Source organism: Rhabdothermincola salaria (assembly GCF_021246445.1).
Classification (GTDB): Bacteria; Actinomycetota; Acidimicrobiia; order Acidimicrobiales; family Acidimicrobilacustridaceae; genus Rhabdothermincola_A; species Rhabdothermincola_A salaria.
Genome location: NZ_JAJQXW010000001.1, coordinates 1,855,279 through 1,882,278, shown reverse-complemented (window position 1 = coordinate 1,882,278; position 27,000 = coordinate 1,855,279). Strand labels below are relative to the sequence as shown.

Here is a 27,000-nt window from a genome sequence, read left to right as displayed (position 1 = left end):
GTCCGGCCGGAGTCGTTCTCCGCGTCTGAGGCGGCTGCACGACGAGGCGTCCAGTCCGAAGGTCGACTACGGGGTGTGGGCGCCGCGAACCTCACCGGATTCGGTGACGAGCCACACCTCCAACCCTGCTCTCGTTGCCGGGTCGAGGATGCGTCCGGCCAGGGTCTCGAAGGTGGAGAAGGCCGGGAAGGCGAGCACGACGCGGGCATCTGGGTTGCCGGACCGCATGAGCATCCCGGTGAGCAGAGCCCCGGCGAAGTAGGTCCTCGCCTGTGTCGCAGTGCCGGTCGGCTTGGGCTGTCCCTTCTTTGGCCCGCTGCTGTAGATGGTGCTGGGATAGCCCTTGACCTCGATGAGGAGATGCTCGTGGCCCCGGCGGGCTTCGACGTCGACACCAGCCTCCTTGGTCCGGGTGTCGGCGACTCTCACGATCGACCACCCGTCGGCCGTGAGCATGCGGACGACGGCGTCTTGGACGTTGCCCTCCCAGAACCAGTAGCGGTGGGCAGCATCCTCAGGTGGTGGCGGAAGATCGGCGCGTGGCGTCGGGATCCGCGGACGTCTCACCGGAGGGGCCGTGGATGCGCCGGCCGAGTCCAGGCGGTACTCGCCACGATCGACCCGGACCAACCCCTGACCCCTTGCTGCGATCCCCTGGTCCGTTCGTAGGCCCGAGGTGATCTGCGTGCGGAGAGTGGAGTCGGGGTAGCGGGCCCCTCGTCTCCGAGCTTCGGCGATCAGCTCGGCGGGTGAGAAGGTCTGCTGGCCCTTCGACTCGAGTGAAGCGGCGGCCTGGATGAGTTCGTCCCGTGCGGTCATCGGCTGCCCTTTCGCCTGGACCTGTCTAGCGCCCTCGATGGGCCGTGCGGAGCTGGCGTCCCTGGGGCTGACCAGAATGGTGCCGTGCAAGGACGATCGGTGAGCGCAACGGAGGTGGGGCTCGTGCCATTACCAGGCCGCTGATCGAGGCGGTCTCGTGACACGGAGGCCCACATGCACACCACCCGTCGACGCGACCCCCGCGCCGCCAAGCGGCGCGACATCGCCCGGTCCGTTCTGCCGTCGACCGCTCGCGGCGCCGCTCGCACGACGCTCACCGCACTGCGTCGAGCCGACCGTCGGGCCGTGGCCATGGCCCTCACCACGCGGCGCGGGTCTCGGGGGGCGAACGACGACGTCGTGCTGCCGGACTACCCGCTGAGCCGGCATCGGGAGGCCATCTTGGATCGCCGCTGCGCCGACAAGCTGGCCCCGCTCGAGCGGTGGGCCGCCCACGAGGTCGACGGACTGGAGCTCGATGCGGCTCGCGCCCGCCTGCGCAAGGTGCTCCCGACGGGCTTCGTGGGCGTCCACGCCGTGTCTCACCTCGAGCTCAGCGTCCTGCGGGATCGGCCAGCGCGTCATGCACTGTCGGGACGGCCGGACCCGGCGTACCTCGAGGACGTGGCCTGTTCGATCGGGCGATGGGCGTTGGAGCACGGCCGCCATGGCGAGCTGAACCACCAGGTCCACCTCCACCTGCCCACTCCGGTCGACCCGGCCGACGGCCCGGGGAACGGGCAGCGCCGCCGACGACTGCCCGTGGTCGGCGCCATCTCGGCCGGCGGTCGCCCCCTGCTCGGCATCCACGACCTCGACGTGTGGTCTCAGGCGATCGGTGAGTCTGCGTGCGCTCGCAGCGCAGGGGCCCGTCGGTCCGACCAGAACGGGGGGTTGCGAAGGCTGCGGGGACTTTCGCCGGTCGCCAGCTGGGCGAAGTCTCTCGGGTGGTCCGACGGCAGCTCGGGTCGTTGACGGCTCGTCAGGCCGAGCTGCCAGGCCATGAGGGCTCGGGTGAGGCTCCGCCGCTCGAGTCAGCCGGGGGCCACCCCGGCAAACTGTGACAGTCGCCCGGAGAGGTCCTGCCATGTCCTTGTCGTGGGAACCGGAGATCTGTGCGTGCAGGGGATCAGGAGGGCGGATGCGGGGGGCAGGGCCGTTGGGCGTGGCGTGCCCTCACCGGGGCGGATAGTTTCCTGCCCAGCGAATCCAGGCGGTCGAGGGGACGGGCACCTCGTTGTGGCGGGTGGCGGTTCGGAGCACGAGCTGCGCCTCGATCTGCGGGCTGGTGCCTCGGGCACGATCGCAAGATCGACAGGGGAGAACCAGAAGTGACGAATCCACCACCACCTCCGGGTTTCGGCGGACCGCCTCCGGCTGGTCCACCACCTCCGTCCCCGTACGGCTCGACGCCGCCGGGAGGGCCGCCACCGAAGGGCCAGTCCAACGGCATGGCGGTCGCCTCTTTGGTGTTCGGGATCCTGACGTTCTTCTGCCTGGGCCCGATCGCCGGCATCCTCGCCATCGTCTTCGGGTTCGTCGGCCTCAACCGGGCCAAGGAGATCGGCGTCGGCAAGGGCATGAGCATCGCCGGGATCGTGCTCGGCGTCATCGGGTCGATCGGCGCAGTCCTGATCGCGGTGCTCTTCATCTTCGCCGCCGACGAAGCCGTCGACGACCTCGGTGGGCAAGCCGATTCGGACACCTATGAGCTGACCATCGATGGGTCGAGCTGCGCGACCGACCAGTTCGGCTTCGTGACCTTCGAGGGCACGATCGCGAACACCTCGGGTTCGGAGAAGAACTTCACCATCGACGTCGAGTTCCGCGACGCCTCTGATGATGTGCTCATCGAGGACCTGGCGGACATCGTCTTCGACCTGGCACCTGGGGACACTGCCCGATGGGATGTCACGACGAACATCGAAGAGGACGTCGAGCTGGTGTGCGACGTCACGAGCGTCGACAACTTCTTCAACTGACCGGCTTGACCAGCGTTGCTACCGGCCTCGCCGCCGCAGCACGTCGACCTGTTCGGCGGTCTCGGGCGCGGGTCGATGGGCCTTGCGGGTTCCGGCGCGCATGTCACTCAGGCGGGTGGTGATCGAGTCGAAGTCGTGGCCCTGGTCGGCGAGCAGGCAGCCGATGACGGTGCCGGTGCGGCCGATGCCGCCCCAGCAGTGCACGTACACCACGCCGCGCTCGCGATGGATGCCGATCAGCTGGACCAGACGGTCGTACTCGGCGTCGGTGGTGATGTCGAGGTCGGGGATGGGGACCGGGACGTGCTCGAGGTCGAGGCCGCGAGCGGTGCCCACCTCGGCGAGCACCGGGGCGTACAGGGTCAGCTGGTCTTCCGGTGTGGTGAGGTCGATGAAGGTGTGCACGCCGGCATCGACCAGCAGGTCGACCTTGGCCCGGGTGGCGACCGGCCCGCGACGGGTGGCGGGGTACTCGCCGGCGAGGACGGCACCCGGTTCGACCCACCAGGCGTGGTGGTGGTCGTCGTGCGCCCACGGCACGGGCGGAGTCGCCCCGGCTCCCCGGGCGTGGAGCTGCCGGCCCAGCTCGGTGATGCGGCTGCCGAGCGCCAGTACGTCTCGCCAGTCGGCGGGGATCCCGGATGCTCCCCAGCGGGCACCGGCGAGCTGGCCGGCGATGGCGGCGGTGGTGTCGGCGTCGTCGCCGAGGTTTGCCGCCCGCAACACGGCGTCGGCGAAGTCCTGCGCGCCGGCCACGGCCCAGATGGCCGCCTCGAGGGCGTCGACGCAGTACCCGGTGCCTCGGATCTGCGGAGGCTGCCGGTCCCGCCACGACCCACGGGCCACGGCCTCGATCTCCGGGTGCAATGGACCCCACGACCAGAAGTCGGGGTCGAGGACCTCCTCGGCCGGCATCCCTCCGATGAGAGCGGCCGTCATGGCGCCCAGCACCCGGCAGGCGTCGACGGGGCGGGTTGCGGCGTGCGTGGACCGGCTCGACTCCCCGGAGCGTTCGGCGGCCTCGGCGATGTCGGTGTGCCAGCGGATCGGGACCGGTGCCAGTCGCATGAGAGAGCCGTTGGCAGCGGCGTCCTCGTCAGGCTGGGGGTCGACAGCCTCGCCGGTGCGCTCGAAGCGGCGAAGCTGGCCGGCGACGGTGCCGCCGATGTCGAAGCAGCGACCGTTGGACGCCAGATACCCCTGGTCTCGCCAGAGCACGTAGCGCCGGAGGTGGTCGGCGAGGTCGAGCTCGTCGCAGTCGACGAGCGACTCGGCCATGCACAGCGCCATGGAGGTGTCGTCGGTCCACTCACCTAGCTGGAGCCGGAACGGCCCGCCGCCGACCATGTCCGTAAGTGGCGCGAAGCTCCCGGGGGCCCGGAACTCGACGGTCGTGCCCACCGCATCACCGGCGGCGAGGCCCAGAAGCGCGCCGATGGAACGGTCTTCGCGGCTGTGGCCTTCGATTCGACTCATGGAGCCATTGTCGCCGCAGGTTGGGACACCGAGGAGCCCGGACCAGGCGGTCAGCGCAGGGACCGTGGTTGCCAGGTGCGGAGCGTTCGACGAGCCCCATCGGCCGCCCTGCGTTCGTTCCGCGACTGGTTCCGCCTGGTGGCGGCGCGAAGCGTCCACGTGCTTGGCGTCGTCTCGGTTCAGTCTCCCAGACTGAGCGACACGTTCCAGTTTCGCTCTTCGAGTTCGGTCCGGCTGTAGCTCAGCTCACCGCGCCGCCCGACCTCGATCACGTAGAAGTCTTCGCTCGGCACGTCGACCTCGAACACGACCGTGCAGCCAAGGAACTCGAACATCAGGTCCGCCAGCTCCTCGGGGGACATGTCGTCGCTGTCGTCATCGCTGCGTCCGTCGCCCCTTTCCTCGGTGGCGTTGTCGCCGAAGTACTCGTCGATGACGATGTTGGCGCTGGTTCCTGAGGCGACGATCTCGCCGGAACCGTTGCGGACGGTCACGTTCATCCCGGGCCCGAAGTCCGAGTAGCCCCCGGTGCCGCTACAGGTCTCGGGACCTCCCCGGATGCTGTCCGTGTCCGACAAGGCGAACTCGCCCGTCAGGGTCAGCCCGTCGTCTTCGCTGGCCACAACGAGGGCGAGGGCCAAGGCGCCCAAGCTGACGACCGCTGCGGCCACGATGCCACCGATGACGAGAGGTCGTCGGCGTGTCTCGTCGGCCTGGTTGATCGCCGGCGGCGAGAGGTGGCCCTCCGCGTCTGGCGCCTCGGCGGGGGGCATCCGCTGCGATGCGGCAACGGGTACCTCGTCGTCAGGTCCGTACCACTTGCCGTCGGGGCCTTGCCGCCATCCGTCCGCCGGGGGTGGTGTGTCGCTCATGTTGTCTTCCGCCTTCTGTCGCCCGACGACGACACTGGGAGCTGACCGCCGTCAGCTGCTTTGGTCGTCGACGTGTGACAACGACCCCGCGCCGTCAGAGTACGCGGCGTCGCCGACGCAGGCCGTCCAACCCCGTAGTTCCGAGTGATGCGCACCACCGCCCGAGTCGAGCCGGGCAACTCGGGCGGTCCGCTCCTCGACGCGAACGGAGACGTGGTTGGTGTCGTGTTCGCCATCGAGACGGAAACGGGGTACTCGCTGGTGATCCCCATCGGTGTCGTCAAGAGCCTCGTGGCGAACCCGGTCCAGTTCCGACCGGTCGTTGCGTGTGAGTGACGGATCGGCGGCCCCCACGGGCGCTGTCTCACCCCCTGCGTAGGGTGAGAAGTGGCTCAAGAGCGGACGACGACTCGGGTACTCGGCCCGTCGTCCCGGCAACCGTCCACCAGCGGTGCCCCGAGGGAAGAGCCGGCCCCATCCACACGGCAAAGGTGGGACGCCTCGGCGGTGTCCCGGAGGAGGACACCCGATGCACCCCCACGAGTCCAACGCCCCCGAGATCGAGTGGGTGTTCGGCTGCAACACCGTCCTCGGCTACGTCGCCGCCGGCCAACGCCACTCCCGGTTCAACGGCCATCGCGTGCCCTATCGACCGGATCCCGACCTCACCCGCGGCGCCCGTTGGTGCTCGACGGACTGGCTGACCATCGACCGGGGCCAACGTGGCTTTGCCGCCCGGGATCAGGCCGGGCTCTCTCGAATGGGCATGTTCGTCACCGGTCAGGTGGACGGCGGCCTCGTCGTGGTCGTCGACGACGAGGACCTCGGACGAGCCGTCGTGGCGGTCCGCGCTCTTGTCGACTCGAGCGCACGCCGCGGCGACGGCCCGACGGAGTGGTCGATGGCCCTGGTGCGCGCCACCGGTCGGACTCGGCCGGCGCTACGGCTCGGCGTCACCCGCGACGACGATGCCATCGAGCGCGCTCTCGCTCATCTGACCAGGGAGGTGCCGGTGGAGTGGGCCTTCTGGTTCGCCAGCGGCATGGGCGACCTCCCCGACGTCGGCAAGCTCCTCCACCCGGACGGGACCACCTGGGCCCAGCCCGAGGGCGCGATCTACCTGGAGTCCGAACCCGTGCCGGTCCGGCTCGTCGAGCTGGCGGCCATCCACGGCAACGGCCTCGCGAGCACCGGACCCTCACCGATCATCCGGATCGACGACGAGTCGTGGCGACCCCTCGAGGACGACGAGCTCACCACCGACCACGACCTCAGCCCCTGGCTGCAGCCGGATTGAGTCCGCGAGGGATCCGACCGCTTCGACGGAGGGAGGACAGCTTGGTGCCCGGCGCGAGCGGTCGCCCCCTGCGGTCGTTGGGCGTGGCAGGCTCGCTGACGCCCCGCCCTGGACCAGCGGCGAGGACGGAAAGCGGCGGAGCGACGGCCACCGGCAGTCGAGAAGGGCAGTCACCACGATGGGCACTCTGATCCCCGAGGACTTCGACCTCGACACGCTGGCCAACGACGCCGAGCGGGTGGTCGTGCGAGCCCTCGTTGACGGCCTGTTCGACAGCTGGCTCGTCATCCCCGACGTCGGCCTGCACACGAAAGCCAAGGACCACCAGAGCGACATCGTGCTCGTCCACCCCGAGATGGGCGTCGTGTTGCTGGAGGTGAAGGGCCACCGCATGGCCATCCGCCAGGGCCAGTGGGTCGGCCAGGAGGGCACGCCCCTCAAGCCCCAGCCCGTCGCCCAGGCCAAGGACAACGCCTACGCCCTGCGCCGCCGCATCCGCAAGGAGGTCGACGGCCTCGACCACCTCGAGGTCGAGTACGGCATCGCCCTGCCCAACACCCGCGCCGTCGACGGCAACCTCCCCACCGACGTCGACCCGGCCCAGGTGCTCGTCTCGGAGAACCTGGCCGGTGGCGGTGCCGTCACCGACGCCGTCGAGCACCTGGCCCTGCTGCGGCGCTGGTCCACGCCGCTCACCCAAACCCAGCTCGAGGGCATCGTCGCCCTGCTGCGCCCCGACGTCGACTTCGCCTGGGACCCCGAAGCCCGCACCACCGCCACCCGCGAACGCCTCCGTGAGCTCTGCGAGACCCAGGTCGGTGCCCTCGTCCCCCTCATGGCCAACCGCCGGGTGGTCGTCACCGGCGGCGCCGGCACCGGCAAGACCCGCCTGGCCGTCGGCTGGGCCTGGCGGGCGTGGAACGAGGGCGACCGGGTGCTGCTCACCTGCTTCAACGAACCCCTCGCCCGCTGCATGGCCGACGAGATGTGTGGCTCCGACGGCGAACCGGTCGAGGACCTCGACACCGGGGCCTTCCTGCGCTTCTCCCTCGGCCTGCCCGGCATGCCCCGCCTCACCATCCCCGACGACGCCGACGCCTTCTGGTGGGACAACGTGGCCGTCGGCCACCTCCACAAGCACTGGCCCCTCGTCGGTGCCGCCTACGACACGATCGTCGTCGACGAGGCCCAGGACTTCAGCCCCGCCTGGCTGGCCCAGCTGGCCGCCCTCCTCGACCCCGACGGCCGGCGCCGCATGCTGCTGCTCGCCGATGAGGAGCAAGCCCTCTTCGACCGGGGCTTCGTCATCCCCCACCCCGACGACGGCTGGGTGCGCGCCGAGCTGCTGAACAACTGCCGCAACGCCCTGCCCATCGCCCGCATCCTGCGCTACAAGCTCGGCGGCGCCCCCGCCCCGGCGGCCAGCCCCGACGGCCTCGGGGTGCACTGGCGCCCCGCCGCGGACCTCGACGCCGTGGTCGCCGCCGTCGGCGCCGAGCTCAGCCGCCTCATCGACGACGAGGGCCGCGACCCCGCCGGTATCTGCGTGGGCACCTTCCACACCGACGTGCGCCAGGCCCTGCGTCGCGCCCTCGACCTCGTGGCCCACGACGAGCGCCTCGACCCCGACGAGGTGGTGTGCGAGAACGTCCACCGCCTCAAGGGCCTCGAGTTCGACACCCTGATCCTCGCCGGTCCCGACGACGAGGACGACCTCATGGTCCTCTACGTCGGCGTCAGCCGCGCCGTCACCGAGCTCGTCGTCGTCGGCCCCGAACCCCTCGCCGACCGCCTCGGCCTCCGCCCCCGCCCGGTCTGACCGCAGGCGCCCCTCCGAGAGGGTGGGCCCGAACCTCACGCGGCCACGACCTACCCTGGCCCTGCCCGGCGGGGGACCGCGGCAGAGAGACGAGGACGTCACATGCGACAGCACCGCGCACCACGACCGAGTGCGGTGGTGCTCCTCCTGGCCGCCCTCGCCCTGCTCGCCGCCTCGTGCACGTCCGACGACACCGCCACGTCCGAGAACAGCGACAGCAACCGCACTGGTGGCGCCAACAGCGTCGCCGTCGCCGCCCTTCCGGGCTCGGACACCTCGCTCTCGTGGGCCGACTGCCTGGACCCCGACGACGAGCCCGATCCCGGCGACGTGGTCTGCACCACCATCGAGGCCCCCATCGACTACGACGACCCCGACGGCGAGACGCTGCGCCTGGCCGTCGAGGTCGTGCCCGCCACCGAGCCCGACCCCATCGGCTCGCTGTTCGTGAACTTCGGCGGCCCCGGCGGGGAGACCGTCCCCGAGACCGAGGCCTGGGCGAGCACCCTGCCCGAGGCCATCACCAGCCGCTTCAACGTGGTGGGCATGGACCCCCGCGGCGTGGGCCAGAGCGGAAGGGTCGTCTGCGGCCCCGTCCCCGACGGCGTCGACCTCACCCCCACCGACGACGAGTTCGAGGCCTTCCTGGTGCAGAGCACCGTCTTCTCCTCCGCCTGCCTGCGCGACACCGGCGCCTTGCTCGGTGCGGTGGGCACCGACAACGTGGCCCGCGACATCGACCACGTCCGCGAGGCCCTCGGCGAGGAGCAGATCACCTACTACGGCTACTCCTACGGCACCCTGCTGGGCGCCCGCTACGCCGACCTCTTCCCCGACCGGGTGCGGGCCATGGTGCTCGACGGCGCCGCCGACCCCACCGCCCCGCTGGTCGACCGCTTCGTCGAGATGGCCATCGGCCGCGAGAAGGCCTTCGACCGCTTCCTCGCCGAGTGCGCCGCCGACGCGGCCTGTGCCTTCCACTCCAGCGGTGACCCCGCCGGCGCCTTCGCAGCCCTCCGGGCCGAGTTCCTCTCGGGCACGGCCGAAGGGGAGCAGTTCGCCGAGGTGCTCACCGCCGCGCCCAACGCCATCTTCTACCGGGGTCAGCCCGCCTACGACGGCCTGGCCCACTGCCTGGCCGCCCTCGCCGAACCCGGATTCGTCGACAAGCCCCAGAACGAGGTGCTCGAGGTCGTGGCCGGTGCCTGCGCCCTCCCGCTCGCCGGGGACGGTCCCGAGGACCCCGAGGATGCCGACGACCCCGACGACCCCGGCTTCGAGCGGCCGATCGTGAACCCGCTGGCTGCCGAGGGGTCGTTCCACGCCATCAACTGCGCCGACTACCCCACGCCGACCCGCGAGCAGCTCGAGGCCGCCGAGGCGAGGGTCGCGGCCGAGGCTCCCCGCTTCGGTGCCGGCGCAGTGGAAGCCGCCGCCACCTGCCTCACCTGGCCCACCCCGCCGACAGGCACCAACACTGCGGTCACGGCCGAGGGGCTGCCGCTCATCGTGGTGGTGAACACGACCCACGATGGCGCCACGCCGCTGGTCACCGCCGAGCGCATGGTCGCCGCCCTCCCCGAGGGCCGACTGGTCGTGGTCGACGGCGCCGTGCACGGGTCGTTCCCGCTGGAGCTGGCCGGCGACGGCCCGCCGGAAGCGTGCCTCGACGTGGCCATCATCGACTACCTCGTCGACCTCGTGGCCCCGCCCGAGGGCCTCGAGTGCTCGGTCATCGCCCGCGGCCCCGGCGAGCCCCGTGAGCTGCCCGGCCGCCCCAACCCGCTGTTCACGACCGACGGCTGAGCGGCCACGCCCTAACGTGGCCGAGGGGGACGGGAGGGAACCCGATGGGCGTCCAACACGTGAAGGCCGACGAACCCGTGGCCGACGTCGTCGCGGTCCTCGAGGCGGACGGGGTGGTGATCGTGGACGGCCTGCTCGACGACGACCTCCTCGCCCGCTTCAACGCCGAGCTCGACCCGCTGCTCGAGCGGGCTCGACCCGACGACGGCCGGTTCGTGAACCAAGCCGTGGCCGGCTTCTTCGGCGACAAGACCCGCCACGTCGTCGGCGTGGCCGGCAAGTCGCCCGTCTTCGCCGCCGAGGTCATGACCAACCCTGTCCTGCGGGGCGTGTGCGACGAGGTCCTGCTGCCGAACTGCGCCCGCTACCAGCTCAACCTCGCCCACGTCATGGACCGCGGCCCCGGTTCGGTGCGCCAGTGGCCCCACCGCGACGAGCTGGTGTGGAACCAGCTCCCGACGCCGCACCCCGAGGTCCAGGTGGCCTCGGTCATCGCCCTCGTGGACTTCACCGCCGACAACGGCGCCACCGTCGTGGTCCCCGGGAGCCACCGCTGGGACGACCGCGACCGCCAGCCCACCGACGACGAGTGGGTGGCCGCCGAGATGCCGGCCGGCTCCGCCGTCGTGTACCTCGGCTCGACCATCCACGCCGGCGGTTCCAACACCACCGACGGGTGGCGCCGAGGCATGCACCTCAGCTTCTGCCTCGGGTGGTTGCGCACCGAGGAGAACCAGTACCTGGCCACCCCGCTCGAGGTGGCCCGCACCCTGCCCCGCGACGCCCAGGAGCTGCTCGGCTACGCCGCCCACGACGCCATCGCCACCGGCGGCGGCTACCTCGGCACCGTGGAGGTGCAGGACCCCGTCGAGCTCATCGCCCGCGGCGAGCTGTAGCCACCAGCGGTGGAGGCGCCCGGCCCTACGGTCAGCGCCGGCACAGCCGCTTCAGGAGGAGCGGAATATTCAGCACTGATCACGGTTCCGACTGGAGTACGTCTCGTCGATCCGTGGAGGGCCGGCAGTGCCCACTCCTCTCCGTCCAGCACCCGCCACCACGGCCACGGCCGCGCGCTCCGGTGCCGCGGCGGAACACCACCTCGGCGGGGCCTCGTCGTGATCGACGCCCTCAAGGATCGCGTCGTCGAGGCGACCGGCCAGCTGTTCGCCCACGGACCCCGGCCTCTCGCCCACACGCTCGAGCATCCGGGCGATCCCGGGTTGCTGGGACCGGACTCGGTCTCGTGGCGGGTGATGGGCGACGCCTCGGTCTTCGTCGGCGGCATCCGCGCCCTCGTGATGCAGACCGCCCACCCCGAGGTGGTGGCCGGGGTCGAGCAGCACTCGCGCTACCGGGCCGACCCGCTCGGCCGGCTCTCGCGCACGGCCGCCTACGTCACCGAGACGACCTACGGGGCCATGCCCGAGGTCGAGGCCGCCGTCGCCGGGGTCCGCGCCGCCCACCGCCCCGTGCACGGCCACTCCGACCGCCAGCGGCCGTACCGCGCCGGTCACCCCGAGATGGCCGCCTGGGTGCACAACGCCCTCACCGACTCCTTCCTCGCCGCCTACCAGGCCTACGGGCCCGAGCCGCTCTCCGACGCCGACGCCGACCGCTTCGTCGCCGAGCAGACCCGGATCGGCGCCCTGCTCGGCGCCCGCCCGCTGCCGCCCACCGCCCCGGACCTGCGGAACTGGATCCGCGACCTCGACGCGGTCGCGCCCTCGTCGGCCCAGCAGGCCTCCATCGACTTCCTGCGCGACCCGCCGCTCGCCCTACCGGTGCGGGTCGGCTACCGCCTCCTGTTCGAGGCCGCGGTGGCGACCCTCCCCGAGTGGATGGTCGACATGACCGGCCTGTCGCCGCGACCGGGCGCCGCCCAGGTGGGGCGCACCACCCTCGGCGCCCTGCGCTGGACGCTCGGCGCCTCCCCGTCGTGGCACCTCGCCCTCGTCCGCGGCGGCGCCCCCGTGCCGAAGGGGCTGTTCCGCCAGCCCCTCCCCGCCGACGCCCACCTCGACGACGAACGGCGACCCGAGATGCCCGAGACCCCCGACACGGTCGCCTCGTGAAGACGCTGTGGACCTGGGCCGAGTACGACGCACCGGCGACGATGCTCTGGGACCTCCTCGTCGACACCGACGCCTGGCCCCGGTGGGGGCCGTCGGTGCGGAGCGCGGCCCTCGACGCCGACGAGCTGGCCGAGGGGGTGCGCGGCACCGTCACCACGGCGGTGGGCGTGACCCTGCCCTTCGAGATCACGACCTTCGAACCAGGCACCCGCTGGGCCTGGAAGGTGGCCACGGTTCCGGCCACGGACCACCGCGTGGAGGCCATCGGGCCGCAGCGGTGCCGCGTGGGCTTCGGCGTTGCCTTGCCGGCGGCGCCCTACCTCGCCGTCTGCCGCCTGGCGCTGGGCCGACTCGGCGGACTCGTCGACGACCGGAGGGCCGACATCAGCCGCTGAACGGCGGTGCGGGTCGGCCCGGTGACGACTCGGGCGCCGGTATCCCGGAGCGTCAGACCCGGACCGGCTCCACCTCGTCGAGGCTGATCTTGCGCTCGGCGATGCCGGCGAAGCCGTCGCCCTCGGCCCAGCTCTCCTCGCCGACCAACAGCCCGGTCTCGGGGTCCACCGGCCACACGATGGCCATGCGCGACACGTACAGGTAGTAGGCGTCGGGGTCGTCGACCTCGATGCCCCGGTGGGCCAGCACCCACCCCGGGTAGGCGATCTTGATGACGCCCTCGGTGTACACGCCGGTGCGATCGGCGATCACCCGGTCCACCGCGTGCTCGATGCGGTGGGCGTCGGTGTCGACGATCGTGGCCTGGTAGAAGGCCCGCACGCCCTCGGTGGTCGTCGGGTTCACCAGCTCCAGATCGGGGCTCGAGTGGGCCACGTATCGCGGGTTCGGGCACAGGGTGGCCAGCACGCCGTCGAGGTCGAGGGTGGCCTCGGCCTTGCCGTGGGCGATCACCAGCTCCAGGTTGCGGCGCACCACCGGGTCGGTCTCGGCGGCCAGGCGCTCCTCGAGCAGCCCCCAGATCTTGTTCGGGTCCAGCGTCATCGGTCGTGTCCTCCCCCGTCGCGGTGTCGCCCCCCACGGACGCCCCAGGGGAATCTAGGGGCGGACGCGGCGTCGGACCCGGTGGTCGAGCCCCACTGGTCTCACGGTCGTCGTCACCGCGGTTCGGGCGAGCGCCGACTCAGGCCGGCGGCTGCCTCGGCGGACGGCGGGGGTAGGCGTCCAACAGCACCTGCATGCTCGACGGCTCGAGCAGCGTCTCGGCGTCGAGCGGGTGAGCGACGCCACGACCGGCCAGGTCGTCGCCCAACAGCTCGGCCACGTGCGCCAGGGTGAGGTCGTCGGTGTGCTCGTCGTGGCGACGGGCGTCGTCGGCATCGGCGAACACCATCGCCTTCCACGAGACGCTGAGGCGGACGTCGGCCACGTCGTAGGTGCCCAGCACGGCCCCGTCCTCCACGATCTCCCAGCGACGAGGATCACCGGGCGACGGCGCCAGCAGCGAGTCGACCGTGATCCCGGGGGCGGCCTCGGTGTGGCCCACGGCCTCGACCCGGTGGTGCATGGTGTCGTTGTCGCTCACCAGGGCGGTGTTGCGAAACGGCGGCGCGTGGCGGGCCGGGAGCTCGTCGGGCCCGTCCGCCCAGTACGTGAACGCCCCGCCCTCCTGGTCGCTGAACCAGCTCACCGCGGTGGCCACCGGCACCCGCCAGCGCTCGAACAGGCCGGACTCGCGCATCACGTGGCAGATCTGCACCCCGCACTCGTTGCGGTCGATGCCCCGGTACAGCGGCACGTCGAGGTGGCCGGTGTCGGCGATGCGCCCGGCGGTGTTGAGGTTCAGGTACACGCTCCACGGCCGGACCACCGCACCCGGGTCGCCGCCGGCGAACACCTCCCGGGCGGCGGCGTGGAACGGCTCGTGGGCCAGGATGCGCTCGGCGCCCTCCACCAGCGGGCGGCCCCCGAAGGCCCAGTCGCCGCGGAACCACGGCGACCCCGGCGGCTTCGGACCGGTTCCCTCGGTCGGTGGGGTCACGTAGCGCAGGGTCGTCCAGTACGGGGCGTTGGCGTGCACCATGTCGAGGATGAAGCCGTCGTCGTCGAAGACCCGGTCGAGCTCCACCACCGTCGTTCCCATGAGCGGCGAGGGTAGTGCTCGGCGTCGCCCCGGAGGCCGGCCGGTCGAGTCGCCCCGACCGGCGGCGCTCTCCGCCCGGACCGGGTGCGCGAGCCTTGTGCCGTGCTGGTGATCGATGCCGCCAACGTGATCGGTTCCCGACCCGACGGGTGGTGGCGGGACCGGCCCGGCGCGGCCCGCACGTTCACGGACCGGGTCCGAGCCGGTGTGGCCGACGGGCTGCTCGATCCGCCCGTCACGATCGTGCTCGAGGGGCAGAGCCGCCGTGGCGTGACAGAGGACGACCTCGACGGGGTGACGGTCGTGCACGCCCCCGGCGAGGGCGACGACACCATCGCCGCCGTCGCCGAGGCGAGCCACCACGGGGCGATCGTCGTCACCGCCGACCGGGCGCTCGCCGAACGGGTCCGTACCACCGGCGCCGACGTCGTCGGCCCCGGCTGGTTGCTGCAACGACTCGACCAGCTCGACGAGCCCGATGGGGGAGAGGGGGCGTGACCGACTCCCTCGGGGCCTTCGGCAGCCCCGTGGCTCAGCGACCTCTAGTTCGACAGCCGAGCGATGCGGGCGTCGACGTCATCGGCCAGGGCCAAGAGGGCGGCGCGGCAGTCGCCGCTGAAGGCCGGGCCGTGCATCAGCGCCAGCGTCTGCACGTCGAGCTCGGCCAGCTCCCGGATGATCCGCCCGCTGGCCGGGTGCAGCGACAGCCCGCCCGGCGCCATGTCCTCGGCCTCCACCGCCGGGCCCACGATGTCGTCGTCGCTGGTCGCCTCGAACTCCCCGAACCGGGTGAACAGGTCGCCGCAGAACAACGTCTTGGCGGTGACGTCGTAGAGCACCCCCGCCTCCCAGGCGTGGGGCACGTGGGGCGTGTCGAACCACTGCACCACGTGGCCGCCGATGTCGAGCGTCTCGCCGTGAGCCAGTGGTCGGGGCGCTCGGTCGGCCAGGTCCTCGACCGACACCATGCACCCGATCTGGCCCTGCACCGGCGTGGCGTGGGGGGCCACGGCCAGCCACTCGTTCAGCGACCCCGACTCGTCGGCCTCCACGTGGCCGAAGCTCACCCACCGCAACGACTCCACCGGCAGCACCGAGCCCACCCCGGCGGACACGGCACCGAACGTGGCCCGCATGCCGGTGTGGAACAGCAAGGGCTCCTCGGCGGCGACCAGGTACTGGTTGAAGCCGACGGGAGCCCCCACGAAGCTCGAGAGCTGGTAGGTGTCGGGGGCGACCTCGGTGACTCGGGATTCCATCAGAACGGGACCTCCTGGGTGAGCAAGCCGGCCCCGGTGGCACGGCCCGACAGGATGCGACAGAACTCCAGGGCGTCGATGGCGACGTGCTCGCCGTCGGTGCCCTGCTGGTAGACGACCTGCAGCGGACCCGGCCCGGTGAGCTCCAGCACGAACGCCTGCCCGTGGCGGCGGGCCCACTCGGCCACCACGTCGGCCACGATGCGCCCGTCGTGCTCGGCGGTGAGCTCCACCTCGGCTCCGGTGGCGTCGGCCACGTCGACCCGGTGCATCCACGGGTCGCGGGTGAGGATGGTCTCGAGCAGGTAGCCCATGCGCCACGTCTCGGGCACGCCACCGACCTCCTCCTTCATCGGCATGCGCCGCATCAGCGCCGGCCGGGTGGCCCGCCACCGCGCGGCGACCGGGCCCAGCCGGTCGATCTCGGCGATCAGGTCGTCGGTGGTGGCGTCGGCCCGCTCGGCCACCTGGGTGGCCGTGAGCCCGTCGACCCGGGGCCCGCCCGACCGCTTGGCCTCCTTCGACGCCGCCCGCATGGTGCGGAACATCGCCCCGTAGCCGGTGAAGGTGGCCATCATCCCGGCGCTGTGGGCGGCCATGGCCCGCACGTCCCACAGCGGGCACGCCGTCGGCTGCGACCAGTCGTCGGGCCCGAGGCGTCGGAGCTGGTCGGCCACCCGTCGATACTCCGTGGCCGCCAGCGATTCCACCTCCTCCCGGGCGATCGGCCTGATCGTCTCCACCCGTGTCGTGGTCATCCTGCTCGCCTCCCCTTCGACCGGCCCGTGCCCTTGCGGGAGGGTGCCGTTGCTTCCTGGTCTGCCTTCTGGGCTCGCTTGGTCAGGTGGTCGTGGAACATCTCGGCGGCGTCGTCGATCAGCCGGATCCAACGGTCGCCGCCGGGGTCGTTGGACAGCTGCTGGTCGGTGAGGCCGGTGCCGAGGGCGGTGAACAGGTCCAGCATCTCGGGATCGTCCACCCCGCAGCGGGCCAGCCTCTCGGCCACCTCGGCCAGGTTCTCCTGGGAGATCCGAAAGGACTCGGGCGACGGCTCGAACCCGGGGATGGTGCGTTGGAACACCAGCTGGTAGCGGGCGATGTCCGCCGCGCAGAACTCCACGAAGAAGCGCAGCATGGTCTTCAGCGCCTCGACGGGGTCGTCGGGGAGGGGCAGCGCCGCCTGCTGTTCGTCGACGAACTGCTGCGCCGCCTGGGCGTACATGGCGTCGTAGATGGCGTTCTTGGAGTCGAAGTAGCTGTACAGCGACGGCGCCCGCATCCCCACGCTGCGAGCCAGGTCCCGCAGCGACAGCGCGGCCAGGCCGTGCTCGCGCACCTGGGTCCAGGCGGCGTCGAGGATCTCCGCCCTCGTCGCCGCGTGTCGTTCCGCTCGTCGATCTCGCACCGGTTCTTCTAACACTGTTCGGAGTATCGAACAGCGGTCGGAATCCGTCAAGGGCCGTTCCTCCCTGACGCCATCGGTCGCCTACCGAGCCGTCTCGACGGACGGCATGGGACCGCCCTCGTCCAGGGGGCGGTCCCGGTGTGTCGTTGGTGGCCGGACCCCGGCTCGGTACCGTCGGCGGGGATGGTCCCGCCACCGAGAAGGTCCCCGTGAAGAACGGTGACGCCCGCGCCGGCCGTCGTGTCCGAGCCGTCGGGCAAGGACTCCTCGGGGCCGCGCTGCTCGTCGCCGGCACCGGCCACCTCACCTTCCAGCGCGACGAGTTCCAGGCCCAGGTCCCGTCGTGGTTCCCCGCCGACCCCGACGTGGTGGTGCTGGTCTCGGGCGTGGTCGAGTTGGCCCTCGGCGTGGCGCTGGTGACCCAGTGGCGCCAACCCCGCCGGGCCCTCGTGGGCGGCGTCACCGCCGCCTTCTTCGTGGCCGTGTTCCCCGGCAACATCGCCCAGTTCGTCGAGGGCAACGACGGCTTCGGGCTCGACACCGACGCCGAGCGAGCAGTGCGACTGGTCTTCCAGCCGCTGCTCGTGGCCTGGGCCCTCGTGGCCACCGAGGCCATCCGGGTGGGTCGCCGCTGGTGGGACCGCCACCGCCACTGACGCTCCGGCGGGTCCTCCCGTCGGGTCCGTCGTCGAGGGGGGCGCCCCGACGCCGACCGTGCTGCGCTGGTAGAAGGGTCGAACGACGAACGATGCACCCCAATGACCAGGAGGAACCCCATGGGCAAGCTCATGAAGCTGACAGTGGTGGCCGCAGGGATCGGAGCGGGGGTGGCGTTCGGGCGCAAGAAGGCCGACACCCGCCTGGCCGACTGCGACCCCGAGCTGCGCGTCCCCGCGCTCGCCCTGCCCTTGTCGCTCACCAGCGAGCGGGGTCTGCGGTTCATGCGCTCCCTGCCGTCGCGCCCCACGCCCGTGGCCGACGGCGTGTCCGTCGACGACCGCATCGCCACCGCCGACGGGGCCGACGACGTGCGCGTGCTCGTCTACCGGCCCGACCAGCTCACCGAACCGGCCGGCGCCCTGGTGTGGATCCACGGCGGCGGGCTCGTCCTCGGCCAGCCCGAGATGGACAACGACTTCTGCTCCACCCTGGCTCGCGACCTCGGGATCGTGGTGGTCAGCGTCGACTACCGCCTCGCCCCCGAGCACCCGTTCCCCGCTCCGCTCGACGACTGCCACACCGCCCTGCGCTGGGTGCACGACCATGCGGGCACCCTCGGCATCGACGCCGCCCGGGTGGCCGTCGGCGGTGGCAGCGCCGGTGGGGGACTGGCCGCCTCGCTCGCCCAACGGGCCCGCGACGACGGTGGACCGCCCATCGCCTTCCAGTTGCTGGCCTATCCGATGATCGACGACCGCACCTCGCTGCGCCGCGACCACGAGGGTCGGGGCCAGCTGCTGTGGACCCCCGAGTCCAACCGGTTCGGGTGGGCTTCCTACCTCGGCCACATCCCCACCTACGCCTCCCTGCCGCCCTACGCGGCGGCCGCCCGCACCGACGACCTCGCCGGTCTGCCCCCGACGTGGATCGGCGTCGGCGCCCTCGACCTCTTCCACGACGAGGACGTCGACTACGCCGAGCGCCTCCGCGCCGCCGGTGTGGCCTGCGAGGTGCACATCACCCCCGGCATGTACCACGCCGCCGAACGCTTCAAGCCCGACGCCAGCGCCTCTCGCCGCTTCACCCAGCACATGACCGAGGCGCTGCGCGCCGCCGTCGGCGCCCCCGACCCGGCGACCGTGGCCTCCACCAACTGACCCACCGCAGTCGGCCGCCGGCGGCCCCGGGGCATCCCTCGGCGGGCTGTCGGGTAGCGCGCGCGGCATGCGACGACTCCTCGCCCTCTTCGCCGCGCTCACCCTCGTGGCCGCCGCCTGCAGCAGCGACGGTGATGACGCGGCCCCCGACGACCCCACCACCACCGAGTCGACCACGTCCACCAGCTCGACCACCGTCGACGGCGAACCCGCCTGGACCACCTGCGAGAACCCCGAGGTGGCCTACCGGGTGGCCCACCCCGAAGCCTGGGCGGTGAACGACGGCACCGTCGTGCCGCCCTGCTCGCTGTTCGACCCCGAGCCCTTCGAGGTGCCCGAGGCCACCGAGGTGCCCACCACCATCGCGCTGTCGTTCTTCGCCGAACCCGCACCGTTCGCCACGGTGGTGAGCGACTCGCCCGCCTTCGTCGAGTCCGATCGCCGCGACGCCACCGTCGACGGCCGCACCGCCCTGCGCCAGGAGCTGGTGGCCACCGGCGAGGGCCTCCACAACGAGGGGTTGAGCGTGGTGCGCTGGTCGATCGACCTGGGCGGCGAGACCCTCATCGCCCAGACCCACGACATCCCCGACACCGAGCCCGGCTTCGCCGAGGCCCAACGCGTGCTCGACCGCATGGTCGAGAGCCTCACCATCGACCTCGTCGACGACCCGGCGCCCACCACCACCACGACCGCCCCGCCCGACGAGGGCATCGAGCCGGTGGGGACGCCCGGCCCCGACGACGTGCAGAGCGAGGGCTTCCCGAGGGCTGATGGGCCAGTCCGGCACCTCGTGGCCGTGCGCCAGGCCACCCACGACGGGTTCCACCGCATCGTGCTCGAGTTCGAGGAGGGCGACAGCCCGCCCGCCTACCGGGTGAGCTACGTCGACGAACCGGTGCGCCGCCCCGGTAGCGGGCAACCCGTGGCGGTGGAGGGCGACGCCCGCCTCGAGCTGCGGCTGACGCCCGCCCGCACCGTGAGCCTGCGCGGCGACGAGCCCCGGGTCACCTACGACGGCCCCGAGCGCATCGCCATCGACCAGGGCATCGTGAACGAGCTGGTCTTCGTCGGGGACTTCGAGGCCACCATGTCCTGGGTGGTCGGCGTGGACACCCCCGACCCCTTCGCGGTGGCCATGTACGACGACCCGACCCGCCTCGTCGTGGACATCGTCTCCGACGGCAGCTGAGGCTCCGGGAGCCTCCACCGGCATCCCGGCCGGTCGGGCGGAATCCCAGCCGTGGTGGCCGCCTGCGGGGTGCTGCTCGCCCCGCTGGTGCGCGCCGTCGTCCCCGGGCCGTAGGGCACCCTCTCCGTCACGAGCTGGCGGCGGAGGACGCCGCCGCGGCGGTGACCGCCACCACGATCGCTGCCTGCAACTGCTCGACGGCCTTGCGGGTGGCCTCGCCGAGGCGCTCGTCGGCGGCCAACGCGGCGATGCGGTCCTTGCGCCCGGCCACCTCCTTGCGGCCGAAGATCCGGGGCAGCAGCTCCGCCGACGACGCCACCGCCACCACCAGGCACGTCTGCTCGTCGACCTCGCTGGTGGCGCCGTCGCCGAACACCGCCCGGCGCAACCGTTCGACCAGCTCCTGTTCGGGTTCGGGATCGGCCTCCGGGTAGCGCGTCCTGGTGAACAGGCCCAGCACCTTGGTGGACTCCTCGTGCAGCACCCCCTGTTCGACCAGCGGCTCCGCCACCCGGTCGCGCAGCCCCCGCATGTCGGCGATCCGGTCGATCCACGACTTCAGCGGCCGAGGACGACGGGCCGAGGCGATCTTGTCGAGGACCCTGTCCATGACCGCCTCCCCGGTGGGGGAGGCGTCCGCCACCGTCACGGTGCCCTTCTTGTCGTCGGCCACCTCGAGGCGCCCCTCGGTGACGAGCTCGCCCAGCACCCCCGCAGCCAACGCCAGGTTGGCGTAGGTGCCCTTCGGGGTGCCCTTCTCGTCGTGCAGGACCAACAAGAGCAGTTCCTCGTACATGCGCATGCCGACCATCCGATCACGGTCGCCCCGGCGACGGCAGCTCTTCCCTCATCCCGGCGGCGCCACGGGCTAAGTTCGCCGGCGGCGGGGAGGCACTCCGCCCACACCTGGGAGGAACCCTCGATGTCGAACTCTGCGCGTCCCCTGCGTCGCCGCACCGGCCGGATCGCCGCCGTCGGTGGCGTGGCCGTCGCCGGCCTGCTGTTGCCGGGCCTGGCCTTCGGGCCCGCCGGTGCCCAGGACGCCGGCGAGGAAGCCTCCTTCGAGTACACGGGTGAGGTCGAGACCTGGACCGTGCCCGCCGACGTGCAGTGCCTCGGCTACGGCGTGGGCGGCGGCGCCGGCGGCGCCGGCGGCGACTTCGGTGGGGAAGGCCCGGTTGCGGCCGGCGGCAGCGGTGGCCTCGGCGGCACCGTGTTCGGTGAGATGGTCGTCACCCCCGGCCAGACCCTCTCGATCTTCGTGGGCCAGGCCGGCGCGGACGGCGACCAGGAGCGGCCGCTCGAGATCGAGGCGTACACCGTCGCCGGGCTCGGTGGTGGCGGCGGTGACGGCGACATCGCCTCCGGCGGCGCCGGTGGTGCCGGCGAAGGTTCCGGCGGTGGCGGCGGTGGCGGCGCCTCGTGGCTCACCGAGGCCGACACCCCGCTGGTGATCGGTGGCGGTGGCGGCGGTGGTGGTGCGGCCGGACCCGGTGGTGACGGCGTCGACGGCGGCAACGGCGGTGCCCCGGGGACCGATGGCTACCAGGGTGAGGACGTCGACGACCTCTTCGGCACCGGTGGCGGAGCGGGCACGGCGGGCAGCCCCGGTGCGGCCGGCACCTACCTGGGCGGCGACGAGCTCTTCCTCGACACGGCCCCCACCGCGGGTGACGCCCTCACCGGTGGCACCGGCGGCACCTCCGGCGACGGCGGCGGTGGCGGCGGTGGCGGCTACCTCGGTGGTGGCGGCGGCTACCCCGGCTACGGCTCGGTCGGCGCCGGTGGTGGTGGCGGCGGCAACCTGGCGCCCGCCGGCTCCGAGGTCAGCCCCAGCCCGGCCCCGGGCGACGGTTTCGTCGTGCTGGCCTGGATCGAGGGCGACACCTCCTGCCTGCCCCAGCCCATCGAGACCACCACGACCACCACGACCGCGGCTCAGCCGGCCGTGGTCACCCCCCGCTTCACCGGGTGACTGGTCCCGGCTCCTGCGGCCGGGTGAACGAGGACCGACGACGGGCCCGCCCTCCGGGGCGGGCCCTCGCCGTGTGCGCCCGAGCGTTCCGCCACCCCACCACCCCGCTGACCCGTGGCCTGAGCGGATCGTGGATCGTGGGCGGAGATCTACGCCAGGTGGGCGGTCTCGGCCAGGCGGTCCTCCAGCTGCGCGGCCCGAGAGAGGTACCAACGGCGGGTGCCCGACACCAGCAGCTGGGCATCGCCGAGTCGGATCGGACGCCGCCTGCGCATCCGGCGCGGGAGCTCCGCCTCCTCCGGATCAGGGGCGGGCTGCTCGATGTGGGCCAGGGCCAGCAGGGCGGTGGCGCGCTTGCTTACCCCCGAGGGGCTGACGCCGCAGACGTAGGCGATCGAGGCGATCTCGAAGTAGCCGAAGCGGCGGACCCGGAGGCGGTTGCCGTGGATGGCAAGATGACAGACCGCCGCCGCGACGGAGCCTGGCTTCGGACGGCGGAACGCCGGCCCGCCGCGGTGGGCGAAGAGGGCGACGAGGCGGCGGGCGACAGTGCGCAGTTCACGGTGGATCTCGAGGCTGAAGAAGGCATCGCAGAGTGCCGCGACCTCAGTGACGAAGGCCGCCGTCGGGTCGTCGAGGCCGGCGGTGTCGAGCGGCTCGTCCGGCAGGGGATCGTCGGTGAGCCGGGCGAGCGCCTCGTGGCCACCGAGATCGGCGGCGATCTCGTCGAGCGCCCGGAGCACACCTGGTCGGTTCGCCCGGCGGCGTTCTTCCAAGAGGTGCAGGCCGGCCCGCCATGCGGGTTCCAGACGGTCGATCTCGTCGAGGAGGAACACGGTGAGCTCGGCGTTCGAGTCGGGGGTCCGGCTGCGACAGAAGCGCACCCATGCCCGGAGGCCTCGGGGGAACTCCTGCATGAAGAGGGGCACGAGGCCGTCGACGGTGTCGAGCGTGGCGGGATCCATGGCCCGGTGGACGAACCGGACGCCGCACGTACCGTCGTGGGAGAGGGCCGGGCGGTCGCCCTCGAGGAGGGCGCCCAGCCCGTAGCGCTCCTCGTAGGTGAGTGGACGCCCCTGCGGTGCGTCGTAGAACAGCTCGAGCTCCACCTTCACCCGCTCGGGAGTCCATGTTCCCGGCGGCGGATCGCCCCGGCTGGCCTCCGCCCGATCGTCGGTGGGTCGGCCGGTGGGCGCACCACGGCCGCCGACCAGACGCAGGTGGTCGGCCCTGGGACGCGGTGGGCCCGGTGGGGTCGATGGTTGGCGATGTCGTCCCTTCTTGGCCATGTCCCCGACGGTACGAAGCGTCTGGGACAGTCCCGGATTCCCCCGATGTGGTCACGGGAGGTGCCGGCAGGGACACCACCGGTGAGGAGCGGTTCGACAGGTGTGAATGCAGGAAAAGAAATGGCGAACAGGGTGGATCTCGAACGTGTGTCTGATAGCATGGCCGCATGTTCGAAGGGGCTGCGACCGGGGGGTTGGGCGACACCGCCGACCTCAGCGCGGTGGGCCACGGCGGTGAGCCTGATGCGGACATCTCGGTCGACGTGCCGGTCTCCGATGACGAGTTGGTGGCGTTGTCGCGGCGTATCGATGGGTTGGAGGCGGTGCGGGTGGTGGGTCTGGTGGGGTTCTTCGCCGCCGACGGTCACCGGGTGGAGGGGTTCCCGACCAAGGCGTCGTGGGTGCGGGCCCGTCTGGGGTTGACCGAACCGGCGGCTCGGTCGTTGTTGGTGCGGGTGGCCCGCATGGCCGTCTGGTCGACCATGCGGTCGTTGTGGGCCGATGGTGCGTTGACCGGGGCGCAGGTGGAGATGGTCGTCCGGTTGATCCCCAAGGGTCTGGTCGATCTGTACGCCGAGCACGACGCCGAGTGTTCGCCGGTGCTGGTGGGGTTGTCGTTGGCGGACACGAAGGTGGTGATCGAGGACTGGGTGGCTTGCGCTGATGCGGTCACCTCGGCGGATCCGGCCCGGTTGGAGGCCCCACCGGTGGTGCCGCCGTCGGAGGCCCAGTGGTCACGCACCCTCGGCGACCGGGCCGAGCAGCGAGCGAACTTCGCCCCGGGTGATGCCACGGTGATCGAGAACGCCCTCCGGGTCGCGGAGACCGAGGATGAGCCGGGTGAGGTGCGCACCGCCGCGCAACGTCGGGGGGACGCGTGGGTGGACATGGCCCGGTTCTTCCTCGACCACCATCCCAGCGAGGGGACCCGCCCGGGTCGTCAGCACCCCCACATCCTGGTCACCGTCGACCTCGACGGCCTTGCCGCCGGGGTGTTGTGGGGCGCCGGCATCACCACGGCCGAGCAACTGGGCGCGTGGTGCGCCCTGCACGGGTACGGCGCCGCGACTCGGGCGTTCCTCACCCACGCTCTGGCCCGGGGATCCACCGCCTTGCGCACCATCGAAGGTCGCAGCCTGACCCCCGAGGTGGTCAACGATCTGTTCGGGGAGGGCACCACCCTGGCCCGGTTGTTGCTGGCCCAGGGTCAGGTGATCGATCACGGCCGGTCGATCCGCCTGGCCACCCCCACGTTGCGTGACGCGATCCTGGCCCGTGACGGCACCTGCCGGTTCCCCGGCTGTGACGCCCCGGCGGCGTGGGCCGACATCCACCACATCGACGCCTGGGCCGACGGCGGTGGAACCGACATCGCCAGGCTGGTCGCCCTCTGCGGCGCTCACCACGGTCTCGTGCACCGCAAAGGCCACGGGCTCACCGTCGAACCCGACGGCACCGTGGTGTTCACGTTCCCCGATCGCCCACCCATGCTCTCACCGCCCCCGAGACGCACCCGACCACCCCGCCTCCCCCTCGACCACCCCACCATCGACGCCCTCACCCCCCACCCCTTCACCCCACCCACCCGCACCGACGAGGCGCGGCCCGACGGCGCCCCTGGTAGCGGCGGCGAACTGGTGGTGTCCGGCGACTTCATCGACGTCTTCGAGCCGGTCAGGGCGAGCACCAAGCCCACCGACGGAACCACCCCGAGCACCGGGGACGATGGCACCACCACCCGACCGTCGGACCCCGATGGGGCGGAACCCACCTCCGACCACGCCGCCGATCCGACCCCACCCGCAGTACCGGGCGAGTCCACAAGACCCCCGCGACGTCCCGGGCAGCGCAACACCCCGACGGCTGGGGCCTCCGAGAGCGCCGAGCTGACCGAGATCGCCGAGGTGCTCCACGAGGTCGTGGCCCTGCTCACCAGCGGCGCCCTCGGCCCCCACGACACCAACGGCGAACCCCTCGACGACGACGCCGTCCACGCCCTCATCCGCCACCGAGCCCACCAACTCGTCCGCGCCGCCTGACCACGGGCTGGCTCCGGGCGTCGCCGGGCCGGCGGTCAGGCGGTCGGTTCGGGCTCCACGCCGTAGTGGTCGATGTAGGCGGCGGCGCCCTGGCGGATCTCCTCCGCGTCGAGGCCGAAGTCGGCGGCGGAGTAGCGGTGCACCCCGTGCTTGTCCTGCGGGCGGGCGTCGAGGTAGCCGGTGATGCGTCCTGGGAGCTCGTCGGTGAACGGGATGCCCAGCCGCTCGTAGGCGCCGCCGATGGCGCCCACCGGGTCGCGCAACAGGTCGAGGTAGTGCAGGTCGGTCACCTGGTCGGCCGGCACTGCGCCGGTGGTGCGCTCGTTCATGGTGGTGTCGAGCATCATCGTCATGCCGAACCCGGTGGTGACGGCCACCTCCTTGGGGTCCACCGCGTCGGAGCGCAGCCAGCGCCCGTTGGCCACCGTGCTCACCGTGGAGGGCACCACCTTGGCCGGGTCACGGTGGGTGTGGATCACCCGGGCGTCGGGGTAGACCGCGAACAACGTCGACAACCGGCCCATGTGCACTGGCGACTTCAACGCCCACGTGGTGGGCCCGGTGCCGTGCTGGAGGACCTGCAGCATCGTCCGGTGCATCTCATAGCCGGACAACGGATCGCTCATGGCCCGCCACATCATGAAGCTGGGCACGTTGGTGCAGGTGGCCCAGTAGCCCAGAGCGAAGTCCGGGGCCATCAACCAGATGCACTCCTCGGGCAGCGTCGACGCCAGCTCGTGCACCGCGGCGAACTCGGGCGACACGTCACTCCACAGGTCGAACGACGGCTCGGTGTAGGCCGCTCGCTCGTCGGGACCATCCGAGGGGGCGAAGGGCTGCACCATCTCCCAACCCAGCGGGCCGCGCAGGTTCGGGTCCTGGCTCAACAGCTCGTGCAGGATGCTGGTGCCCGACCGCGCCGGGCCGGTGACGAACACCGGGGCGGTGACCTCCTGTTCGGTGATCGACGGGTCCCCGGCCACCGCGTCGAGCACCTGGAGGCGTACCCGCAGCTGGGTCAACAGGTCGTAGCGGGTCTGCAACCGCCCCACGACGTGCAGCTCGGCCTCGTCGTTCAACGAGTCGACCAGGCGCCGGTAGGCCTCCTCCCAGCTGCCGGTGCCGAAGTCCTCCAGGCCGGTCGAGACGGCCGCCCGCGCCATCAGGTCGTCGGCGTCGAGCGGCACCAGGTCCGCCGCCCCGCCGGCCCCCATCGCCATGGCGTTCATCCGCCGCACCCAATCGGGTCGCGTGTGCATCGTCGTCCTCCCCCCGGAGGTCCCCCGACCTCACGTCTCGACGGCCGACACCCTACGCAGCGGCGGGCCCAGGGAGGGGTGAGCGGCTCAGCACTCCTCTTCGTCGCCGTCGACCACCAGGACGGTCGTGCCCACGAACGACCCGACCGCCGCGCAGGCGACGGCGCGCTGGGAGGTGGTGGCCGTCGCCAAGGTGACGGTGGCGACGTCGTCGGCCACGACGATGTCGGTGACCTCGAGCCCGGCGGCTTCGAGTCCCGAGCGGATGGCGGTCTCCAGGCCGGCGTCGCCGATGGCGAGGTCCTCGCCCCCGGTGCCGTCCTCCGTCGCCGCGCTGCTCGTGGTGGCGTCGGCGGCGGCTTCGGTGGTGGGTCCGGCCTCGGAGTCCGACGAGTCGTCGCTTCCCCCGCAGGCCAGCGTCACCAGGGCCATCACCGCCATGATCAGAATCGCTGCGGTTCGCCTCATGATCTCGGAACCTACCATCGGCCCTCCCCGCGGGGCGGGGGAGTCGGACGGGGGGC

At 72.1% G+C, this 27,000-nt stretch carries 27 protein-coding genes and 1 riboswitch; of the genes, 15 read left to right on the top strand and 12 right to left on the bottom strand.

Going from position 1 to position 27,000, the window contains the following annotated elements; all coding sequences use genetic code 11:
- Positions 1-66: 66 nt before the first annotated feature.
- Positions 67-909 (bottom strand): DUF7669 domain-containing protein, encoded by an 843-nt coding sequence (locus tag LUW87_RS08750; RefSeq protein ID WP_232670758.1) that lies wholly within the window; start codon positions 907-909, stop codon positions 67-69.
- Between the two features lie 84 nt (positions 910-993).
- On the opposite strand from LUW87_RS08750, the gene LUW87_RS08745 reads away from it, so the two are divergent.
- Positions 994-1,794 carry a hypothetical protein gene (locus tag LUW87_RS08745; protein WP_232670757.1) on the top strand — a complete coding sequence of 267 codons (801 nt, stop codon included), beginning with the start codon at positions 994-996 and terminating at the stop codon, positions 1,792-1,794.
- Between the two features lie 476 nt (positions 1,795-2,270).
- Positions 2,271-2,801, top strand: coding sequence for a DUF4190 domain-containing protein (locus LUW87_RS08740; protein WP_232670756.1), 531 nt, complete (start codon positions 2,271-2,273; stop codon positions 2,799-2,801).
- A gap of 18 nt (positions 2,802-2,819) precedes the next feature.
- Here the strand turns inward: LUW87_RS08740 and LUW87_RS08735 are convergent, their stop codons facing one another.
- Positions 2,820-4,277, bottom strand: coding sequence for an ADP-ribosylglycohydrolase family protein (locus LUW87_RS08735; RefSeq protein ID WP_232670755.1), 1,458 nt, complete (start codon positions 4,275-4,277; stop codon positions 2,820-2,822).
- 179 nt (positions 4,278-4,456) lie between these two features.
- Positions 4,457-5,050: a hypothetical protein gene (locus LUW87_RS08730; protein WP_232670754.1), complete on the bottom strand. Its 594-nt coding sequence runs from the start codon at positions 5,048-5,050 to the stop codon at positions 4,457-4,459.
- Between the two features lie 246 nt (positions 5,051-5,296).
- Between LUW87_RS08730 and LUW87_RS08725 the strand changes: the two genes are divergently transcribed.
- The 7 genes from LUW87_RS08725 to LUW87_RS08695 all read left to right on the top strand — a co-directional run bounded on the left by LUW87_RS08725 (position 5,297) and on the right by LUW87_RS08695 (position 12,538).
- A complete protein-coding gene (locus LUW87_RS08725) occupies positions 5,297-5,485 on the top strand; it encodes a trypsin-like peptidase domain-containing protein (protein ID WP_232670753.1) in 189 nt (62 codons plus the stop codon).
- Positions 5,486-5,539: 54 nt separating this feature from the next.
- A riboswitch (SAM riboswitch) is annotated at positions 5,540-5,647 on the top strand.
- A gap of 31 nt (positions 5,648-5,678) precedes the next feature.
- On the top strand, positions 5,679-6,446 hold the full coding sequence (locus LUW87_RS08720) for a hypothetical protein (protein WP_232670752.1): 768 nt from the start codon (positions 5,679-5,681) through the stop codon (positions 6,444-6,446).
- A gap of 178 nt (positions 6,447-6,624) precedes the next feature.
- Positions 6,625-8,265 (top strand): NERD domain-containing protein, encoded by a 1,641-nt coding sequence (locus tag LUW87_RS08715; RefSeq protein ID WP_232670751.1) that lies wholly within the window; start codon positions 6,625-6,627, stop codon positions 8,263-8,265.
- 102 nt (positions 8,266-8,367) lie between these two features.
- Positions 8,368-10,071: an alpha/beta hydrolase gene (locus LUW87_RS08710; RefSeq protein ID WP_232670750.1), complete on the top strand. Its 1,704-nt coding sequence runs from the start codon at positions 8,368-8,370 to the stop codon at positions 10,069-10,071.
- 44 nt (positions 10,072-10,115) lie between these two features.
- Complete coding sequence (locus LUW87_RS08705) at positions 10,116-10,967, top strand: phytanoyl-CoA dioxygenase family protein (protein ID WP_232670749.1); 852 nt, start codon at positions 10,116-10,118, stop codon at positions 10,965-10,967.
- A gap of 219 nt (positions 10,968-11,186) precedes the next feature.
- The gene (locus tag LUW87_RS08700) at positions 11,187-12,143 is read left to right on the top strand and encodes an oxygenase MpaB family protein (protein ID WP_232670748.1); all 957 of its coding nucleotides are present in this window, start codon (positions 11,187-11,189) and stop codon (positions 12,141-12,143) included.
- Positions 12,140-12,538, top strand: coding sequence for an SRPBCC family protein (locus tag LUW87_RS08695; protein WP_232670747.1), 399 nt, complete (start codon positions 12,140-12,142; stop codon positions 12,536-12,538). The genes LUW87_RS08700 and LUW87_RS08695 overlap by 4 nt, the downstream gene beginning before the upstream one ends.
- A 52-nt stretch (positions 12,539-12,590) precedes the next feature.
- Here the strand turns inward: LUW87_RS08695 and LUW87_RS08690 are convergent, their stop codons facing one another.
- Together LUW87_RS08690 and LUW87_RS08685 are read right to left on the bottom strand one after the other, a co-directional pair.
- A complete protein-coding gene (locus tag LUW87_RS08690) occupies positions 12,591-13,142 on the bottom strand; it encodes a hypothetical protein (protein ID WP_232670746.1) in 552 nt (183 codons plus the stop codon).
- Between the two features lie 139 nt (positions 13,143-13,281).
- The gene (locus LUW87_RS08685; protein ID WP_232670745.1) at positions 13,282-14,241 is read right to left on the bottom strand and encodes a hypothetical protein; all 960 of its coding nucleotides are present in this window, start codon (positions 14,239-14,241) and stop codon (positions 13,282-13,284) included.
- Positions 14,242-14,343: 102 nt separating this feature from the next.
- On the opposite strand from LUW87_RS08685, the gene LUW87_RS08680 reads away from it, so the two are divergent.
- On the top strand, positions 14,344-14,739 hold the full coding sequence (locus LUW87_RS08680; protein ID WP_232670744.1) for a hypothetical protein: 396 nt from the start codon (positions 14,344-14,346) through the stop codon (positions 14,737-14,739).
- Positions 14,740-14,783: 44 nt separating this feature from the next.
- Here LUW87_RS08680 and LUW87_RS08675 read toward each other — a convergent pair whose 3' ends face one another.
- Genes LUW87_RS08675 through LUW87_RS08665 form a run of 3 tightly spaced genes read right to left on the bottom strand, consistent with a single transcriptional unit; the run spans position 14,784 to position 16,905 of the window.
- Complete coding sequence (locus tag LUW87_RS08675) at positions 14,784-15,500, bottom strand: oxygen-binding di-iron domain-containing protein (RefSeq protein ID WP_232670743.1); 717 nt, start codon at positions 15,498-15,500, stop codon at positions 14,784-14,786.
- Complete coding sequence (locus LUW87_RS08670) at positions 15,500-16,258, bottom strand: maleylpyruvate isomerase family mycothiol-dependent enzyme (protein WP_232670742.1); 759 nt, start codon at positions 16,256-16,258, stop codon at positions 15,500-15,502. The genes LUW87_RS08675 and LUW87_RS08670 overlap by 1 nt, the downstream gene beginning before the upstream one ends.
- On the bottom strand, positions 16,255-16,905 hold the full coding sequence (locus LUW87_RS08665) for a TetR/AcrR family transcriptional regulator (protein WP_232670741.1): 651 nt from the start codon (positions 16,903-16,905) through the stop codon (positions 16,255-16,257). Before LUW87_RS08665 ends, LUW87_RS08670 begins: the two co-directional genes overlap by 4 nt.
- Positions 16,906-17,114: 209 nt before the next feature.
- Between LUW87_RS08665 and LUW87_RS08660 the strand changes: the two genes are divergently transcribed.
- The 3 genes from LUW87_RS08660 to LUW87_RS08650 all read left to right on the top strand — a co-directional run bounded on the left by LUW87_RS08660 (position 17,115) and on the right by LUW87_RS08650 (position 19,914).
- Complete coding sequence (locus LUW87_RS08660; RefSeq protein ID WP_232670740.1) at positions 17,115-17,561, top strand: DoxX family protein; 447 nt, start codon at positions 17,115-17,117, stop codon at positions 17,559-17,561.
- Between the two features lie 102 nt (positions 17,562-17,663).
- A complete protein-coding gene (locus tag LUW87_RS08655) occupies positions 17,664-18,722 on the top strand; it encodes an alpha/beta hydrolase (RefSeq protein WP_232670739.1) in 1,059 nt (352 codons plus the stop codon).
- A 67-nt stretch (positions 18,723-18,789) separates the two neighbouring features.
- Entirely contained in the window at positions 18,790-19,914 is a 1,125-nt protein-coding gene (locus tag LUW87_RS08650; RefSeq protein WP_232670738.1) for an AMIN-like domain-containing (lipo)protein, read from the top strand.
- A gap of 127 nt (positions 19,915-20,041) precedes the next feature.
- On the opposite strand, the gene LUW87_RS08645 is transcribed toward LUW87_RS08650, so the two are convergent.
- Complete coding sequence (locus LUW87_RS08645) at positions 20,042-20,716, bottom strand: GOLPH3/VPS74 family protein (RefSeq protein ID WP_232670737.1); 675 nt, start codon at positions 20,714-20,716, stop codon at positions 20,042-20,044.
- Positions 20,717-20,836: 120 nt separating this feature from the next.
- On the opposite strand from LUW87_RS08645, the gene LUW87_RS08640 reads away from it, so the two are divergent.
- The gene (locus LUW87_RS08640) at positions 20,837-21,889 is read left to right on the top strand and encodes a hypothetical protein (protein WP_232670895.1); all 1,053 of its coding nucleotides are present in this window, start codon (positions 20,837-20,839) and stop codon (positions 21,887-21,889) included.
- 149 nt (positions 21,890-22,038) lie between these two features.
- On the opposite strand, the gene LUW87_RS08635 is transcribed toward LUW87_RS08640, so the two are convergent.
- Positions 22,039-23,178 carry a hypothetical protein gene (locus LUW87_RS08635; RefSeq protein WP_232670736.1) on the bottom strand — a complete coding sequence of 380 codons (1,140 nt, stop codon included), beginning with the start codon at positions 23,176-23,178 and terminating at the stop codon, positions 22,039-22,041.
- A gap of 167 nt (positions 23,179-23,345) precedes the next feature.
- Here LUW87_RS08635 and LUW87_RS08630 point away from each other — a divergent pair, with 167 nt between their 5' ends.
- Positions 23,346-25,217 (top strand): HNH endonuclease signature motif containing protein, encoded by a 1,872-nt coding sequence (locus LUW87_RS08630; RefSeq protein WP_232670735.1) that lies wholly within the window; start codon positions 23,346-23,348, stop codon positions 25,215-25,217.
- Positions 25,218-25,252: 35 nt separating this feature from the next.
- Here LUW87_RS08630 and LUW87_RS08625 read toward each other — a convergent pair whose 3' ends face one another.
- Together LUW87_RS08625 and LUW87_RS08620 are read right to left on the bottom strand one after the other, a co-directional pair.
- Positions 25,253-26,446 carry a sulfotransferase family protein gene (locus LUW87_RS08625; RefSeq protein ID WP_232670734.1) on the bottom strand — a complete coding sequence of 398 codons (1,194 nt, stop codon included), beginning with the start codon at positions 26,444-26,446 and terminating at the stop codon, positions 25,253-25,255.
- A 117-nt stretch (positions 26,447-26,563) separates the two neighbouring features.
- On the bottom strand, positions 26,564-26,944 hold the full coding sequence (locus LUW87_RS08620) for a hypothetical protein (protein ID WP_232670733.1): 381 nt from the start codon (positions 26,942-26,944) through the stop codon (positions 26,564-26,566).
- Positions 26,945-27,000: the final 56 nt, after the last annotated feature.

Coding starts and splice junctions, on each gene's coding strand:
- LUW87_RS08690 (WP_232670746.1), bottom strand. CDS start 13,142: ATGACGCTGGACCCGAACAAGATCTGGGGGCTGCTCGAGGAGCGCCTG.
- LUW87_RS08735 (WP_232670755.1), bottom strand. CDS start 4,277: ATGAGTCGAATCGAAGGCCACAGCCGCGAAGACCGTTCCATCGGCGCG.
- LUW87_RS08740 (WP_232670756.1), top strand. CDS start 2,271: ATGGCGGTCGCCTCTTTGGTGTTCGGGATCCTGACGTTCTTCTGCCTG.
- LUW87_RS08645 (WP_232670737.1), bottom strand. CDS start 20,716: ATGCGCATGTACGAGGAACTGCTCTTGTTGGTCCTGCACGACGAGAAG.
- LUW87_RS08675 (WP_232670743.1), bottom strand. CDS start 15,500: ATGGAATCCCGAGTCACCGAGGTCGCCCCCGACACCTACCAGCTCTCG.
- LUW87_RS08650 (WP_232670738.1), top strand. CDS start 18,790: ATGCGACGACTCCTCGCCCTCTTCGCCGCGCTCACCCTCGTGGCCGCC.
- LUW87_RS08620 (WP_232670733.1), bottom strand. CDS start 26,944: ATGAGGCGAACCGCAGCGATTCTGATCATGGCGGTGATGGCCCTGGTG.
- LUW87_RS08670 (WP_232670742.1), bottom strand. CDS start 16,258: ATGACCACGACACGGGTGGAGACGATCAGGCCGATCGCCCGGGAGGAG.
- LUW87_RS08635 (WP_232670736.1), bottom strand. CDS start 23,178: ATGGCCAAGAAGGGACGACATCGCCAACCATCGACCCCACCGGGCCCA.
- LUW87_RS08715 (WP_232670751.1), top strand. CDS start 6,625: ATGGGCACTCTGATCCCCGAGGACTTCGACCTCGACACGCTGGCCAAC.
- LUW87_RS08705 (WP_232670749.1), top strand. CDS start 10,116: ATGGGCGTCCAACACGTGAAGGCCGACGAACCCGTGGCCGACGTCGTC.
- LUW87_RS08640 (WP_232670895.1), top strand. CDS start 20,837: ATGTCGAACTCTGCGCGTCCCCTGCGTCGCCGCACCGGCCGGATCGCC.
- LUW87_RS08745 (WP_232670757.1), top strand. CDS start 994: ATGCACACCACCCGTCGACGCGACCCCCGCGCCGCCAAGCGGCGCGAC.
- LUW87_RS08730 (WP_232670754.1), bottom strand. CDS start 5,050: ATGCCCCCCGCCGAGGCGCCAGACGCGGAGGGCCACCTCTCGCCGCCG.
- LUW87_RS08710 (WP_232670750.1), top strand. CDS start 8,368: ATGCGACAGCACCGCGCACCACGACCGAGTGCGGTGGTGCTCCTCCTG.
- LUW87_RS08655 (WP_232670739.1), top strand. CDS start 17,664: ATGACCAGGAGGAACCCCATGGGCAAGCTCATGAAGCTGACAGTGGTG.
- LUW87_RS08685 (WP_232670745.1), bottom strand. CDS start 14,241: ATGGGAACGACGGTGGTGGAGCTCGACCGGGTCTTCGACGACGACGGC.
- LUW87_RS08725 (WP_232670753.1), top strand. CDS start 5,297: ATGCGCACCACCGCCCGAGTCGAGCCGGGCAACTCGGGCGGTCCGCTC.
- LUW87_RS08630 (WP_232670735.1), top strand. CDS start 23,346: ATGTTCGAAGGGGCTGCGACCGGGGGGTTGGGCGACACCGCCGACCTC.
- LUW87_RS08625 (WP_232670734.1), bottom strand. CDS start 26,446: ATGAACGCCATGGCGATGGGGGCCGGCGGGGCGGCGGACCTGGTGCCG.
- LUW87_RS08720 (WP_232670752.1), top strand. CDS start 5,679: ATGCACCCCCACGAGTCCAACGCCCCCGAGATCGAGTGGGTGTTCGGC.